A 15,605-nucleotide genomic window follows, 5' to 3' on the forward strand; every position below is an offset into this window, starting at 1 on the left:
GGCGCCTCCTTCAGCCCAGCGCGCCGGCGCGCAGTCCATGGGGGTCCAGCCGCTGCAGCCATTGGAGCTGCTCGGCCGTGGGCTCCGGGGTGGTCGGCACGTCGCCCTCGACGAACAGCTCGAAGCCCGTGGCCTGCCGCACCTGCTCCACGCTCACGCCGGGATGCAGGCTGCGCAGCCGCATCTGGTGATCGGGCCCGCCGAAATCCATCACGCACAGGTCCGTGACGACCAGGCGCAGATCGGCCAGCTCCTCCAGGCGCCAGCCGCGCGGCAGCCGCGCCGGGTTGAACCCGACGGAGGCCACCATGTCCACTTCCCCCGCGACGAAGACCTTGGGGCTGTGCCGGGGCACGAAGAACGAATTGGCATGGTTGGCGGAGTTGCCGGGAAAGCCGCGCACGCCCAGCATCTGCGCCTTGGGCCGCCGGTGGTCGGTGCCGATCATGGAGATGTTGGCCTGGCCCCAGCGGTCGATCTGGGTCGGGCCGACCATCGCGTGGCGGCGGCCGCCCCAGACGTTGTCGAAGATGCGCTGGAAACCCATGTGTCCCTCGCGCTGCACACGGTAGTCGGCCAGCGGCCCGGTGCGGGGCCCGACCGGCACCGGCTCGCTCACCAGCCAGGCTTCGGAGTCGGTCATCATCAGGTCGCGGTTGATGGCGGCCATGCACAGCGAGGCTGCCAGGCGCGGCACCAGGCCGATGCCGGTGGCCAGCACCTCGCCGTCGTCCTTCCACGCCTGCGCCGCGGCGCAGATCAGTCGGTCCACCAGGTTCGTTTCACTCATGAATGGGCTCCTTCAGAACACCGGCAGCGGCAGCTGGCGGATGGCATCGACACCGCCCACGCGCTGCAGGTATTCCTGCTCGCTGCAGTGCACGTACTGCTGCGCGTAGCGCTGCCAGCCGTCGGGCTCTCGGGCGCTGGCCGCGTAGGCCTGGAAGTGCGCCACGTCGAAGCCGTAGCGCGGTGCGCAGCTGCTCGGATGCGCGCCGCAGGGCAGGTGCACCACGCCGGCCGTCTGCGACCGCTCCCAGTACACGCAGCGCGCCTCCTCGCCCTGGGCGAAGAAGCTGCTGTCCACCAGCTCGTCGCAGCTCACGAAGGTCTGCTGCGAGGCCCGGGCGAAGAGGTCGTCCATGTAGTGGTCCGGCCCCTTGATCTGGCACACGCCCCGCGCATCGGCACGGTCCACGTGCAGCAAGGCCACGTCCAGCGGCAGCGCCGGCACGGCGACCCAGTCGCGGTCGTCATAGGGACTGTCCACCAGCTTGATGTGCGCGTTGTGGCGCAGCACGTCGGTGCCCAGCCCGACGCGCGTGGGGATGTAGGGCACGCGCATGCCCGCGGCCTTGAGCCCGAGCATCAGCATGCCCTCGTCGAGCTCGCTGACCTCGATGGCGCCGGACTGGCGTGCCAGCCGGAAGTACGGCTCCAGCGGGATGAAGTCCAGCGACACGAAGGCGAACACCAGCTTCCTGACCTTGCCCGCGGCGCACAGCATGCCCACGTCGGCGCCGCCATAGGCGACCACCGTCAGGTCCTTCAGCGGGGAGCGCAGGATCTCGCGCACCAGCGCCATCGGCTTGCGCCGCGGTCCCCACCCGCCAATGCCGACGGTCATGCCGTCACGCATCTGTGCCACCACTTGCGCGGCGTCCATGAGCTTGTCCATGCCTGTGTCCTTCGCCCGACCCTGGGCCTGATGGAATTCATTCTGTGGACAGCGCCTCGCGCGTTCATCGTCCGATGGGACTAACGCGACGGGACCAGGGCGGCAGCAGGTGCGCACGAGAAACAGCCCGCGCAAGGCGGGCTGCAGAGTGGAAGATCAACGGCATGCCGGCACCTGGCCGGCATGCTCAGCGCACCCGAATCCTGGGCGCCGGCGTGTCGCGGCGCATGCCGCGCAGGAACTGCTCCAGCGGCACCGGCGGCGCCACTTCGGGCAGCACGTCCTTGTCGGGACGGCGCGCCCAGAACTCGCTCCAGCTGGGAAACAGGTCATGGAAGGTGCCGCGATACGGCTCGCGGCCGGGCCAGCGCATCTTGAGGTCGCCGATGGGCGGCTTGTTGAGGTCGCTGGCGTACCAGTAGCACGGTAGGCGCCGGCGGAAGTACCAGCGGCCCTCGATGCGCTCGTAGTCGTCCCAGTAGAGCATCTGCATGACCACCCACTCGGGGCCGCACTCGTGCTCGTTCTTGGAGTACACGACGCCGCAGGCGTGGTCTCGGTCAATGAGCTCGATGAGGTGCTGGCCCAGGTGGTGCGACGTGCCGGTGAACTGGTCGCGCAGCGTGGCGTCCTGCCAGGCCTTGAAGTGCGCCCGGCCCACCTTGTCGCGCCCGACCCGGATGTCGGGCGCGAAGAGGTTGACGTGCGCGTCCATGTCGCGCATGTCCAGCGACAGCGCGTAGCGCGCCGCCAGCTGGCGGATCTCCTCAATGGACTCCAGGCGCTCGATGCGCTGCTCCAGGCTGCTCATAGGGCGGTGACCAGCACGGCCGAGCGCCCGCCGTCCACGGGCAGCACGGCACCCGTGATGTAGGACGCGTCGTCGCTGCACAGGAAGGCGATGGCCGCGGCCAGGTCCTCGGGCTGGCCCACGCGGCCCATCGGGATCAGCTTCTCGGTGGCCTTGCGGCTGGCGGCGTCGGACAGCATGCCGGCCGTGGCCGGCGTCTCGACGACGGCGGGCACCACCACGTTGACGCGAATGCCCGCGGCCGCCCCCTCGGCGGCGGCGGCGCGCGAGAAGTTCAGGATCGCAGCCTTGGCGGCCGAGTACCCGGCCATCCAGGCCGTGCCCAGCGTGCCGCAGATGGAGGACAGGTTGACGATGGCGCCGCCCCGGCCCTTCATCAGCTTCATGGCCGTGCGGGTGCCCCAGAAGGTGCCGTCCACCGAGGTCGTGAAGTTGGCGTGCCAGTCGGCCGTGCCCATTTCCTCGATCGAACCCCAGGTGTAGGCCATGGCGTTGTTGACCAGGATGTCCAGGCGGCCGTGGCGCTGCGCGGCGCCCTCGATGGCGGAGACGATCTGCTGCTCGACCCCCACGTCGGCCTGTACCGCCTCGGCCCTGCCCCCGGCCGCTTCGATCCGCGCCACGACCTCGCGCAGCGGCTCGCTGCGGCGGCCGCAGATCACGACCGTCGCACCTTGCGCGGCCAGGCGCTGTGCCGTGGCCGCGCCGATCCCGGTGCCGCCGCCGGTGACGAAGGCCACGCGTCCTTGAAGTTGAGTGCTCATCATCGGCTCCTCAGAGGAAGGCGCTGCCGCCGTTGACCGCCAGGTTCTGGCCGGTGACGAAGCCGCTGTCCTCGCCGGCCAGGAACAGCGCCGCGGCGGCGATGTCCTCGGGTTCGGCCATGCGTCCCATGGGCACGCCCTTGATGATGGCGTCGGCCCATTCCTTGGGGATGCCCTGCATCATCGGCGTGTTGGTCGGTCCGGGCACCAAGGTGTTGACGCGGATGCCCTGCGGCGCGAGCTCGCGCGCCATGCTGCGCGTGAGGCCCATGAGCGCGGCCTTGGACGCGCAGTAGTGCGCCGGCCCCTCGCCGCTCGCGGCCGCGGTGCTGGCAATGTTGACGATGGCACCCTTCACGCCGCGGTCGCGCATGGCGCGCACGGCCTCGCGCGCGCACAGGAACGCCCCGGTGAGGTTCACGCCGATGACGCGGTTCCAGGTCTCGTCGGAGATGTCGGCGAAGGCATCGACCGAGCCGATGCCGGCGTTGTTGACCAGCACATCGACACGCCCGTGGCGCTGCAGCACCTGCTCGAAGCCGGCCTTCACCGAGGCGCTGTCGGCCACGTCGAGCGCCAGCGCGAGGCCGCCGTCGCAGCCTTGCAGCGTCTGCTGCGCCGCCTCCAGGTTGAGGTCGGCCGCCACCACCGTGGCGCCCTCCTGTGCGAAGCGGCGCACGATGGCGCGCCCCATGCCCTGCCCGGCGCCCGTCACCAGCGCCACCTTGCCCTTGAGCTTCATCCTGTCTCCTTGCACCTTCACGCGAGGCGCGTGCAGCGCAGGGTAGGCACACGAAGCCTGCAGGCCATCGTCCGAGGGGACTATCTCAAGGCTGTGGCAACGAGGCGCCGGCTTGCGGCAGCGTTGCCCTGGCCATTGCCGCGAGGTACAGGCGCACGGCTTCCACGGCCTCGTCGTCCAGCCAGGGCGACAGCCTGGGCATGCCGCGCTGAACGAGGGCGCCTTCCAGCGGCGGGATGCGGAACAGCTCGCGGCGTGCCAGGTAGGGCGAACGGCGCAGGTCAGGCAGCACGCCGGCGGAGATGCCCCCGCCGCCATGGCATTGGGCGCAGAAACGCGCGTACAGGTGCGCGCCCCGCGCCACGGCGTCCGCCGGGAGCGCATCGGCCTGCACCGGCGCGGACTCTTCGCGGGATGGCGGCTCCACCGCGGGCAACGTGGCGCGGGCTCCCAGCTTGAACACGAACACCCGTCCAGTGGCCGCCGACAACGCCTGCGGCAGCATCACGCCGCCGGCCAGGTGCATCGAGGAGCCGAAGCCCGCGGCCACGGCCACGTACTGCTCGCCGTCGATCTCGTAGCTCACCGGCCCGCCCAGGGCATGCAGCCCCAGGCGCTGCGACCACAGCCGCTGCCCGCTGCGCGCGTCGTAGGCGGCGAGCTCGCCACCGTTGTGCCCCTGGAAGACCAGCCCACCCGCGGTGGCGAGCACGCCGCCGTTCCACGGCCCCGGATGCTCCACGCGCCACGCGGGCCGCTGCGCCACGGGGTCCCAGGCCAGCAGGAAACCCCGGTAGGCCTGCCTGGCCTGGGCCACGGCGCCCGCGTCGGGCGGCAGCGGCGGGTCGGCCACGCCGGTGTTCCAGGTGCCGGGACGGAACACGAAATCCGTGTCCGCAGCCATGTAGGCGGTGGTGTCCATCGCGGGGATGTAGACCAGCCCGGTCTGCGGGCTGAAGGCCATGGGCTGCCAGTTGTGCCCGCCCAGCTGCGAGGGCTGCACCAGCGCGGGCGCCTGCTCGTAGCGCGCGGCCGCGTCGGCCACCGGGCGCCCGCTGGCCTTGTCCACGCCGCGGGCCCACGTCACGCTGGTGTAGGGCTGCGCCGAGATGAGCTGGCCGCTGGCACGGTCGAGCACGTAGAAGAAGCCGTTCTTGGGCGCCTGCATCAGCACCTGGCGACGGCGGCCGTCGATGTCCAGGTCGGCCAGCATGATGTGCTGTGTGGCGGTGTAGTCCCAGGTGTCGCCCGGCGTGGTCTGGTAGTGCCACACGTACTCGCCCGTGCGCGGGCGCAGCGCGACGATGGACGACAGGAAAAGGTTGTCACCGCCGCCGGGGCTGCGGATGACGGCGTTGTGCGGGCTGCCGTTGCCCACGCCGACGTAGAGCAGGTTGTGCTTCGGGTCGTAGGCCATCGAGTCCCACGCCGTGCCGCCGCCACCCCATTTCCACCACTGGCCGCGCCAGGTGGGCTGCGCCAGCTCGCGCAGCGGGCGGTCCGAGACCTCGCCGTCGCCGCCGGCGGCCGGGTGGCCCGGCACGGTGTAGAAGCGCCACAGCCGCCGGCCCGAGCGAGCGTCGTAGCCCGACACGAACCCGCGCACGCCGTACTCCGCGCCGCCATGGCCGATGACCACCACGCCGGCGGCCACGCGCGGCGCGCCGGTGATGGTGCGCGTTTCCTCGATGGGAAAGGTGCGCCGCGACCACAGCAGCCGGCCGCTGCGCGCCTCCAGCGCCTGCAGCCGGCCGTCGAGCGTGGCGACGAACACCCGTCCGCCGTGCACCGCCACGCCGCGGTTGACCACGTCGCAGCAGGCGTGCGCGGCCTTCCAGCGGGGCACCTGCGGGTCATGCACCCAGCGCTCGCGCCCGGTGCGTGCGTCCAGCGCATGCACCACGCTCCAGGGTCCGGTGACGTACATCGTGCCGTCCACCACCACGGGCGTGGCTTCCACGCCGCGCGGTTCGCGGAACGCGTGGGTCCAGGCCAGGCCCAGCTGCTGCACGTTGCCCGTGTGGATGCGCGCCAGCGGGCTGAAGCGCTGCTCGGCGGCATCGCGCCCGTGCTGCGACCATTGCAGCGAGTCGGCGGAACCGGTGCCGCAGGCCGGCGCGACCGCCAGCGCGACCGACCACCCGAGCAGCCGACGCGCCAGCGGCCTCACCGTGCAGCCTCGGCTGCGAGCGCCAGCCGCTCGCACGCGCGCTGCGCCAGCTCGCGCTTGAGCACCTTGTTGGACGCGTTGAGCGGGAAACCTTCGAACACCAGCATGTGGCGCGGCACCTTGTAGTTGGCCATGCGCGCACGGGCCCAGCCGACGAGCTCGTCGGCCGCCAGGCGGGCCCCCGGGCGCAGCAGCACGCAGGCACAGCCGACCTCGCCCATGCGCTCGTCGGGCACGCCCACCACCGCCACTTGCGCGATGGCCGGATGCGCGGCAAGTGCCTGCTCAATCTCGGCCGGGTAGCAGTTGAACCCGCCCACGATGAACATGTCCTTGAGCCGGTCGGTGATGCGCAGGTAGCCCCTCTCATCGAGCACGCCCACGTCGCCGGTATGCAGCCAGCCTTCGGCATCGATGGCCTCGCGCGTCGCCGCCTCGTCCTCGAAGTAGCCCTTCATCACGTGGTAGCCGCGCAGCAGCACCTCGCCGGGCTGGCCCGGCGGCACCTCCCGGCCCTGCGCGTCGACGCAGCGCAGCTCCGTGCCGGGCAGCGCGCGCCCACAGGTCATGGCCACCGTCTCGGCGCTGTCCGCGGGATCGCACACCGTGGCGCAGCCGCCGCATTCCGTGAGCCCGTAGGCGGTGGTCACGTGGCGGATGCCCAGCTCGCGGCGCATGCGCTCGATCAGCACCGGCGGGACGCTGGACGCGCCGGTAACCGCGCCCTGCAGCGACGACAGGTTGAAGGCCTGCAGCCCCGGGTGCGCCAGCATGCTCAGGAACAGGGTCGGCGGCCCAGGCAGGAAGCTGATGCGCTCGCGCTGGACCCGCTCCAGCACGGCCTGCGCATCGAAGACCTGCTCGGGGTAGACGGTGGCGCCCCGCAGGAATGCGGCCACCCAGCCCGCCTTGTAGCCGAACGAGTGGAAGAAGGGGTTGACGATCAGGTAGCGGTCGCCTTCCCCGAGCCCCACCACGCGCGACCATTCCGCGAAGGCGCGAATGGTGGGCCCGTGCGCGGACATCACGCCCTTGGGCCGCCCGGTGGTGCCGGAGGTGAACATCAGGTCGGCGATGCTGTGCGCATCCAGCTCGGCCTCACGGCGTGCCAAGTCCTGCGGATCGACGCTGTCGGCCCGTGCCAGGAAGGCGTCCCAGCCCATGCAGCCCGGCGCGGCCGTGAAGCCCTCGCGCAGCACCACCACGTGCTCCAGCCCGGCCGGGCGCAGGCCTTCCAGCAGCCGCGGGTAGTACTGCCCCAGGAAGTCGCCGATGCACACCAGCACCCGCGCGCCGCTGCGCTGCAGGATGTCGGCCGCCTCCGGGCCCTTGAGCCGCGTGTTGAGCGGCACCAGCACCGCACCGGCAGCGTGGATGCCGCACGCCGCCACGATCCACTCGTGGACGTTGGGCGCCCATACCGCCACGCGGTCGCCGGCAGCCACGCCCAGCGCGATCAGCGCCCGCGCGGCCTGCCGGCTGCGCTCCAGCAGCTCGGCGTAGTCGATGTGCACCGCGCCGTCGACGATGGCAGCGCGGTCGGGCCAGCGTTGCGCGGCGCGCTGCAGCATGGCGGGCAGCGTGGGGGGCAACGCGGGAGGGTGGATCTGGATCATGGTTACCGGGGAAACTTGATGTGGATCTGCTCGCTGGCAGGCGTGGCCTGGCAAGCCAGGGTCCAGGAGCGCGCAAGGTCGCGCGCGTCGAGCGCCTCGTTGTGGCGCAGGTGCACCTGGCCCTGGACCACCTGGCACATGCACGAGGCGCACAGGCCCGCCTCGCACGAATGCGGCAGCTCGATGCCGGCCTGGCGCGCGGCCTGCAGCAGCGTCTGCTCGCCCGCGCAGCGGATGCGGTGCTCGGCGCCGTCGAGCTCGATGCGCAGCTCGGCCGACGCCACCGCAGGCGGTGGCGGCTCCTGCTGCGCCGCGGCGGCGTCGGGCGGCGTGGCATCCTCGTCCGGCAGCGACGCGAAGCGCTCGACGTGGATGAGCTCGTCGGCCGCACCCGCCTCGCGCAGCGCGGTGCACGCGGCATCCATGAACGGGCCCGGGCCGCAGATGAAGGCCTGCGCACCGCGCCAGGCGCGCAGCAGGGCCGCCATCTGGCTCACGCCGGGCGGGCCCTGCACCGAATCGAGCCAGTGAACGATCTGCAGCCGCTGCGGGTGCGCGTCCGCCAGCGCACGCAGCGCCGCCGCGAAGATCACCGAGCGCTCGTCGCGGTTGGCATAGAACAGCAGCACCCGCCCCGTGCCCTGGGCCAGCACGCTGCGCAGGATCGAGAACAAGGGCGTGATGCCGCTGCCGCCGCCCAGCAACACGAAGTCGCCCTCCAGCGAGCGCGGCGTGAAAACGCCCGCGGGCGCCAGCACCTCGACCTCGTCGCCGGCGCGGATGCGGTCGCAGACCCAGTTCGAGCCGCGCCCCTGCGCCACGCGCTTGACGGTGACGCGCAGGAAGCCGTCGTCCAGCCCCGGGGCGCTCGACATCGAGTAGCAGCGGCGCAGCACGCGCCCGGGCTCCACCGGCAGGTGCAGCGTGAGGAACTGCCCCGGCCGGTGCCGGAAAGACAGCGCTTCTGAAGGCGGCAAGTCAAAAACCAGCGAGACGGTGTCGTGCGTTTCCCGCACCACCTCCCGCACGCGCAGCCGTTGCTTCATGGCTACAGCCCCATGCCCAGCACGGCGTTGTCCACGCGCACCTCGCTGCCGCTGAGGGCCGAGGACTCGTCGCTCGCCAGGAACAGCAGCACGCTGGCCACCTGGCCGGCCCGGCAGGCTCGGCCGCGCGGGTTGGCCTTGGCATCGAACAGCAGCTGCTGCGCCTCCACGCCCGGCGCCGAGGCCTGCATCATCGGCGTCCAGATGCCGTCCGGGTGCACCGAGTTCACGCGCACGGCGTAGCCGCTCTTGCGGCAGTGCAGCGCCGTGGCCCGGGTGATGGCCGCCACGGCCGCCTTGGAGGCGCTGTAGGCCAGGTAGCCTTCAACGGGCAGCCAGGAGGAAACCGACGCCATGTTGATGATGCTGCCGCCGTGCTCCTTCATGGCCTGCACGCCGTGGCGGCAGCCCAGAAAGCACGAGGCCGCGTTGACCTGCATGAGCCGCTCGAACTGCGCCAGCGTGGCCGTCTCCACGTTGCCGGGCATCAGGATGCCGGCGTTGTTGACCAGGATGTCGAGCCGGCCCCATCGGCGCTGCAGCTGCTCCATCACGTGCACCCAGTCGGCTTCCGCGGCCACGTCCTGGCGCAGGAAGGTTGCCCGCTCGCCGATCTCGCGCACCAGCGCCTGGCCCGCGGCCTCGTCCAGGTCGGTGATCGCCACGCGCGCGCCCTCGCGCGCCAGCAGCAGCGCGGTCTCGCGGCCCACGCCGCCGGCGCCGCCCGTGACCAGCGCCACCTTGTCCTGCACACGTCCCATTCTTGTCTCCTGGTGATGTCATTCGCCGGCCGCCGCGCGGCCGGCCCTTCGTCCCGAGAACACGCAGTCGGCCAGCGACAGCCCGCTGACGTAGCGGCACGAAGGCAGCCCGATGGCCGTGCGCCCGGCAGCGAAGAGGCCGGGGATGTCGCGGCCCTGCCCATCGACCACGTGGCCGTCCGCCTCGTTGACGCGCAGGCCGCCCAGGCTCAGCGTGGCCAGCGGGAAGAGCCTGGAGCCGATAGAGATGTCCAGCGCCCAGTACGGCGCCTGGTCGAGCGCCTGGCACATGTCGGGCGACTTGCCCAGGGCGTCCCCGGTTTGGCTTTGAGCGGTGGCGTTGTAGCGGTCGATGCTGCGGCGCAGCCGCGCGGGGTCCGCGCCGATGGCCTGCGCCAGCGCCTCCGGCGTGCGGCCCTTGCGCCCGGCCAGCAGCATCGCGCCCAGCGCGGGCAGCCGCTGGAAGGCCCACAGCGGACCGAACAAGCATTCGCGGATCGCCTGCCGGCGCAGCCGGGCGTCCAGCACGAGCCAGGCACGCCCGCCCTGGTGCGCGACCATCTCGTGGCCGAGCGTGGCGCCGTAGACCTGCTCGTTGCAGAAGCGCTCGCCCTGCGCGTTCACCACGATGCCGCGCGGCCACACCGACGGCGGCGTGATGAAGCGCCAAGCCGAGACGTTGGAGAGGTCCTGCGCGGCGGCGCCCACGCTCTGGCCCAGCCGCAGCCCGCTGCCGTCGCAGCCCGCGCCGCCGATGGGCCAGCCACGGCGGAACTGCGGCGCATGCTCGGCCACGAGTTCCGGGTTGTAGATGAAGCCGCCCGTGGACAGCACCACGGCGCGCGAAGCCCGCACCAGGCGTGGCTGCGCGATGGCCTGCTCGATGTCCGCGGCCTCGCGCCGCGCCGCGGCGGCCTTTTGCGGCCGGAACGTGCGCCAGCGCTCCACCAGCGCGTCGAGCTCGGCATGGCGCCGCGTGCCGGGATGCTGCGGCGGCAGCTGCCACACCTCCACGCCCAGCACGCGGCCGCTGCCGCCGTCCGGGCTGCGCTGGCGCACCAGGCGCCGCACGGCGCCCTGCGTCAGCGCATGCACGCCGCAGCGCAGCGTGGCCGCCTGCAGCGCCGCGTACAGCGCGGCGCCCGACTGCCCGCGCGAAACCGCCCGGTGCCCGCGCGGCGCCGGCGGCAGCGTGCCGGCGTAGGCCGCCACCACCTCGTTGCCCGAGTGGTAGAGGAACTTGCCTTCGGGCGGATAGGAGGTCTTGAAGTCCGGCATGGCGGCATCGAAACGCACGCCCTGGGCCTGCAGCCACTGCAGGTGGTCGACGCTGCTCTCGCAGAAGCGCCACAGCGTGGTATCGGAAACCACGCCCTGCGTCTCGTGGCGCAGGTAGTCGAACATCGCCTGCGGGCTGTCCTGGAAGCCGGCCTGTTGCTGGAACGGCGTGCCGCCGCCGGCGTAGACCACGCCGCCGGAGAGCTTGCTGGCGCCGCCGCCGCCGAAGCGGTCGATCACCAGCACCCGCGCACCGGCACTGCGGGCCTCGATGGCGGCGCAGGCGCCGGCCGCCCCCCAGCCCACGACCACCACTTCGGCCTCGTCGTCCCAGCTCAGCTGCGAGGCGTCGTCCACCTCCAGCGCCTCGTGCACCGGCGTGACGGTGCTGGTGCGCCGGGCACGCGGCCTTGCGTCCTGCGCCCGGGTTCGCAGGGCGCCTGCGGCAGGGCCGCTCATGCGGCCTCCGCCACCGGCTGGCGCAGCAGGTCGGTGCGCTCCAGCGCCACGGGCTTGCCGACGATGCGGGCCACGGCCCGGAAGCCGAAGGTCATTGCCGGCCCCAGCGTGCTGCCCGCGCCCGGATACGACGGACCCATCACCGACGCCGCGTTGTTGCCGATGCAGTAGAGCCCCTCGATCGGCCGCCCGCCGGCATCGAGCACGCGCGCATCGTGGTCGGTGAGCAGCCCGCCCTTGGTGCCGATGTCTCCGGGGTGGAGCTTCATGGCGTAGAACGGCGCCTTGGCGATCGGCGCGAGGTTGGGGTTGGGCTTGACGTGGGCGTCGCCGTAGTAGCGGTCGAAGACGTTGGCGCCGCGGCCGAAGTCGGGGTCCACGCCGCTGCGCGCGAACTCGCCCATGCGCTGGGCGCTGGCCACGAGCCCCTGGGGATCGACGCCGATCTGCCGTGCCAGGCCCTGCAGCGTGTCGTCCTTCCAGTACACGGTGCCGAGCCAGCTGCGGCGCAGCTTGGCGTCGGGCACCGCCGAGGCGGGCATCAGCGGGCCGATCGGGTAGCGGGCGCGGAAGTCCGCGTCGAACACGATCCACGCCGGCACCGCTCCCTCGCCGCGCTCGTGGCTGGCGAACATCGCCTGCTGGAACTCGGGGTAGGGGCAGGACTCGTTGACGAAGCGCCGTCCCAGCCGGTTCACCACCATGCAGCCGGGCAGCGAGCGCTCGACGAACACCGCGCGGAACCTGTCCTCCTTGGGCACCTCCAGCGTCGGCGCGCCCCAGGTGTGCGACATCAGGTGCAGCGCGGCGCCGGCGGTGGCGCCGGCGCGGATGGCGTCGCCGGTGTTGCCGCCCGGCGGGGTGGCGGTCCAGGCTTGGTCGGTGGGCTTGGGCAGGTACTGCTCGCGCATGGCCTGGTTGCGTTCGAACCCTCCGGCGGCCAGCACCACCGCGCGGGCCGCGCGCACGCGCTGCAGCCGGCCCTCGCGCTGCACCGTCACGCCGGCCACCTGGCCGTCCTCCAGCAGCAGCGACTGCAGTGGCGACTCCAGCCACAGCGGGATGTCGCGCTGGCGCAGCGCCGCCAGCAGCCCGCCCACCAGCGCTTGGCCGCCGGTGAGGCGGCGGTCCCGGCGCGTCTGCCAGCGCCAGGGATAGTCCAGGAAGTAGCGCGCCATGATCCCCAGCAGCGTGAAGCGCGACTTGAACTCGCGTGCCAGCATCGACTGCGCCTCGAAGGCGTTGATGTGCATGCGGCCGAAGATGAGCTGCCCCGGGTTGGTCGGCCGCATCTGCTGCAGCCCCTGCGCGCCCAGGCGCCGGGCGTTGAAGTCCAGCGGGTCCATGGTGCGGCCGCCCGGCAGCGCGCCGGGCACGCCGGGGTAGTAGTCGGCGTAGCGCGGCACGCAGCGGTACGGCACGCCGATGTCCGCCAGGTAGCGCGCCATGTGGCGGGCGCTTTCCACGTAGGCCAGGATGCGCTCGTCGCTGGAGAGCCCGCGCGCGCAGGCCTTCACGTAGCGGAAGGCCGTCTCGACGCTGTCGCGCAGCCCGGCGCGCGGCATGTCATGGTTGTCGGGAATCCAGATCCCGCCGCCCGAGGTGGCCGAGGTGCCGCCCACCAGCGCGGCCTTCTCCACCACCAGCACCTTCAGGCCCTCGTCGGCCGCGCGCACCGCCGTCAGCAGCGCGCCCGCTCCGGAACCGACCACCACCACGTCCACCTGCTGTTCCACCGTGTCTCCTCGTGTTGTGTTGAAGCCGCAACCGCGGCGGCGCCTGGCCCGTCAGGCGTGCAACGTGGCGACATGCGCCGCATTGGCGAGGGCGAATACGCGGCGCAGGGGTCAGACGAACGGATCGGCGTTGGGCAGGCCCAGCATCACCGCGCCGTGCGCGCGCACGTAGGCATCGGTGTTGTTGGCAATGTGGCCGCGGGACTGGTGGATGTCGCGGAAAGCGCGCTCGATCGGGTTGCCCCGGTACATGCCGGAGGCGGCACTGGCGCGCAGCAGCTCGCTGGCATGGTGGGCGCACAGCTTGGGCACCGCGGCGGCCTGCGCGCGCTGCAGCAGCCGCTCCTCCACCGGCATGCGCTCGCCCGTGCGGGCACAGTGCACGATGCGGCCATAGTTGCGCTCCAGCACGAGCTTGAGCTGGTCGGTGGCCATCATGGCCTCGCTCACCGCCTGCTGGGCGTTGACGTCCTCGGCCGTCTTCGCGCCATGCTTGCCCACGTGCGCCGCGGCGCGCTGGCGGAACGCGCCGATGGCGCCGTCGAGCGCGCCGATGCAGGCGCTGGACACCGCGCGCTGGAACACCTGCGTGAACGGGATGCGGTAGAGCCAACCCGGGTTCACCGCGCGGCCGGGGCAGCCGTCGTCGCTGTGGTCGTTGGTGCGCTGCGTGCGGTGGGCGGGCACGAACACGTCCTCCACCACGATGTCGTGGCTGCCGGTGGCACGCAGTCCCAGCACGTCCCAGTTGCGCTCGATGCGGAAGTCCGACTTCGGCAGCAGGAAGGTGGCGTGCTCCAGGGCCCCGGAGCCGTCGCCCTTGGGCAGCAGGCCGCCCAGGAAGATCCACTGGCAGTGATCCACCCCACTGGAGAAGCTCCAGCGGCCCGAGAAGCGCCAGCCCCCCCCGGCCGGCACCGCCTTGCCGGTGGGCATGTACGTCGAGGCGATGAGCGTGCTGCTGTCCGAACCCCACACGTCCTTCTGGGCCTGCTCGGGAAACAGCGGCAACTGCCAGTTGTGCACGCCGATGACGCCGTAGATCCAGGCCGTGGACATGCAGCCTTCGGCCAGCGCCATCTGCGCCCGGTAGAACACGCGGGGATCAAGCTCGTAGCCACCCCAGCGCCTGGGCTGCAGCACGCGGAACAGTCCCGCCGCGGCCATCTCGCGCACCGATTCGGTGGGCACCATGCCGGCGGCCTCGGCGTCGCGGGCACGCTCGGCCAGCTTGGGCGCCAGCGCCCTGGCGTTCTGGATCACCTCGACCGCTTCGGGGGTCATGTAGTCTTCGTGGAGCACGCTCATCGCCTTCCTCGCTCGCTGTGGGCACACGCGGCCGCTGCCGCAGGGTGCGTGCATGATCCCGGCGCACCGGCCCGGCATTCATCGTCCGATCGGACTAACGGCCCGGGCCGGTCCGCTGCATGGCTAGTCCGCGTGGAGGATTCGCCCGCGGGCACGCCACTGCACCCTGGCGGCCTTCCCCTGCAGGAGCTCGCCATGGAACGCAGCCGTCCGTTCGACCCGAAAGACTTTCGCCAGGCGCTGGGCATGTTCGCCACCGGCGTCACCATCGTCACCGCGCAAGCGGCCGACGGCATGCCGGTGGGCGTGACGGCCAACAGCTTCAACTCGGTGTCGCTGCAGCCGCCGCTGGTGCTGTGGAGCCTGGCACGCAACGCCCGCAGCCTGGAGGCGTTCCGCAGCGCGGGTCACTGGAACGTGCACGTGCTGGCCAACGACCAGGAAGCACTGTCCAACCGCTTCGCGCGCGCAGGTGAAGACAAGTTCGCCGGCCTCGCGCTGGAGGCCGGCCTGACACCGGCACCGCTGCTGGGCGGCTGCAGCGCGCGCTTCCAGTGCCGCACCATGTTCGAGTACGAGGGCGGGGACCACGTCATCTTCGTCGGCGAGGTGCTCGACTACGACCGCAGCGACCGCGCGCCGCTGCTCTACGTCACCGGCGGCTACGCCCTGGCCACCCGGGTGGCCGGCGCCGTGGCGACCAAGGGCTGCACTGCGAGCGACTGCACGCCCTACTCCGAGGACCTGCTGGGCTACCTGCTCGGCCGCGCCCACTACCAGTTCCTGGCCGGCGTGCGCCCGATGCTCGACCGCCACGGGCTCAGCGAGGCCGACTTCTTCGTGCTGGCGCTGCTGGGCGTGCGCGAGCCGCTGGACGCGGCCGAGATCGCCGCCCACACCGCCTACACCGGCATCGACGTCGGACCGGTGCTGCTGCGCTCCCTCGTTGCGCGCGGGCTGCTGCAGGATCAACCAGGCCAGTGCTGGACCCTCAGCGCCGAAGGCCGCGATGCGCTGCTGCACGTGCTGGCGGCGGCCAAGGCCGTGGAGGCGGACATCGCCGAGCGGCTGGGCGGCATCGGCACGGCCGCGCTGCGCAACCTGCTCAAGCAGTTCATCGCAGCCAGCGACCCGGGACTGCCCAAGCTCTGGAGCATGTAGTCCGTGCGACATGGCGGGCAACACTCAAGCCTTCACTGCCTGCGGCAGGCGCTTGTGCCGAGTCCTGCGGTCCGG

General features: G+C 72.1%; 13 protein-coding genes. 1 reads left to right on the forward strand and 12 read right to left on the reverse strand.

All coding sequences use genetic code 11. The annotated features are described in order from the left end of the window. Nucleotides 1–10: 10 nt before the first annotated feature. The 12 genes from HHL10_RS16985 to HHL10_RS17040 all read right to left on the reverse strand — a co-directional run bounded on the left by HHL10_RS16985 (nt 11) and on the right by HHL10_RS17040 (nt 14,369). Entirely contained in the window at nt 11–790 is a 780-nt protein-coding gene (locus tag HHL10_RS16985) for a CoA-transferase subunit beta (RefSeq protein ID WP_169161586.1), read from the reverse strand. A 12-nt stretch (nt 791–802) separates the two neighbouring features. Next, complete coding sequence (locus tag HHL10_RS16990; protein ID WP_169161587.1) at nt 803–1,678, reverse strand: CoA transferase subunit A; 876 nt, start codon at nt 1,676–1,678, stop codon at nt 803–805. Nucleotides 1,679–1,865: 187 nt separating this feature from the next. Further along, entirely contained in the window at nt 1,866–2,489 is a 624-nt protein-coding gene (locus tag HHL10_RS16995) for a nuclear transport factor 2 family protein (RefSeq protein WP_169161588.1), read from the reverse strand. Further along, nucleotides 2,486–3,253 carry an SDR family NAD(P)-dependent oxidoreductase gene (locus HHL10_RS17000; RefSeq protein ID WP_169161589.1) on the reverse strand — a complete coding sequence of 256 codons (768 nt, stop codon included), beginning with the start codon at nt 3,251–3,253 and terminating at the stop codon, nt 2,486–2,488. The genes HHL10_RS16995 and HHL10_RS17000 overlap by 4 nt, the downstream gene beginning before the upstream one ends. 10 nt (nt 3,254–3,263) lie before the next feature. Beyond that, on the reverse strand, nt 3,264–3,995 hold the full coding sequence (locus tag HHL10_RS17005; RefSeq protein ID WP_169161590.1) for an SDR family NAD(P)-dependent oxidoreductase: 732 nt from the start codon (nt 3,993–3,995) through the stop codon (nt 3,264–3,266). 85 nt (nt 3,996–4,080) lie between these two features. Continuing rightward, nucleotides 4,081–6,165, reverse strand: a complete 2,085-nt coding sequence (locus HHL10_RS17010) for a PQQ-dependent dehydrogenase, methanol/ethanol family (protein WP_169161591.1) — start codon at nt 6,163–6,165, stop codon at nt 4,081–4,083. After that, the gene (locus HHL10_RS17015; protein ID WP_169161592.1) at nt 6,162–7,781 is read right to left on the reverse strand and encodes a FadD3 family acyl-CoA ligase; all 1,620 of its coding nucleotides are present in this window, start codon (nt 7,779–7,781) and stop codon (nt 6,162–6,164) included. Before HHL10_RS17015 ends, HHL10_RS17010 begins: the two co-directional genes overlap by 4 nt. A 2-nt stretch (nt 7,782–7,783) precedes the next feature. Further along, nucleotides 7,784–8,827, reverse strand: coding sequence for a ferredoxin--NADP reductase (locus tag HHL10_RS17020; protein ID WP_169161593.1), 1,044 nt, complete (start codon nt 8,825–8,827; stop codon nt 7,784–7,786). A 2-nt stretch (nt 8,828–8,829) separates the two neighbouring features. Continuing rightward, a complete protein-coding gene (locus tag HHL10_RS17025; RefSeq protein ID WP_169161594.1) occupies nt 8,830–9,588 on the reverse strand; it encodes an SDR family oxidoreductase in 759 nt (252 codons plus the stop codon). 18 nt (nt 9,589–9,606) lie between these two features. Then, on the reverse strand, nt 9,607–11,325 hold the full coding sequence (locus tag HHL10_RS17030; protein WP_169161595.1) for an FAD-binding protein: 1,719 nt from the start codon (nt 11,323–11,325) through the stop codon (nt 9,607–9,609). After that, on the reverse strand, nt 11,322–13,061 hold the full coding sequence (locus tag HHL10_RS17035; RefSeq protein ID WP_169161596.1) for an FAD-dependent oxidoreductase: 1,740 nt from the start codon (nt 13,059–13,061) through the stop codon (nt 11,322–11,324). The genes HHL10_RS17030 and HHL10_RS17035 overlap by 4 nt, the downstream gene beginning before the upstream one ends. 111 nt (nt 13,062–13,172) lie before the next feature. After that, nucleotides 13,173–14,369, reverse strand: coding sequence for an acyl-CoA dehydrogenase family protein (locus HHL10_RS17040; protein WP_169161597.1), 1,197 nt, complete (start codon nt 14,367–14,369; stop codon nt 13,173–13,175). A gap of 195 nt (nt 14,370–14,564) precedes the next feature. Between HHL10_RS17040 and HHL10_RS17045 the strand changes: the two genes are divergently transcribed. Further along, on the forward strand, nt 14,565–15,530 hold the full coding sequence (locus tag HHL10_RS17045; protein WP_169161598.1) for a flavin reductase: 966 nt from the start codon (nt 14,565–14,567) through the stop codon (nt 15,528–15,530). Nucleotides 15,531–15,605: the final 75 nt, after the last annotated feature.

The organism is Azohydromonas caseinilytica (genome assembly GCF_012927045.1).
Taxonomy (GTDB): Bacteria; Pseudomonadota; Gammaproteobacteria; order Burkholderiales; family Burkholderiaceae_C; genus Azohydromonas; species Azohydromonas caseinilytica.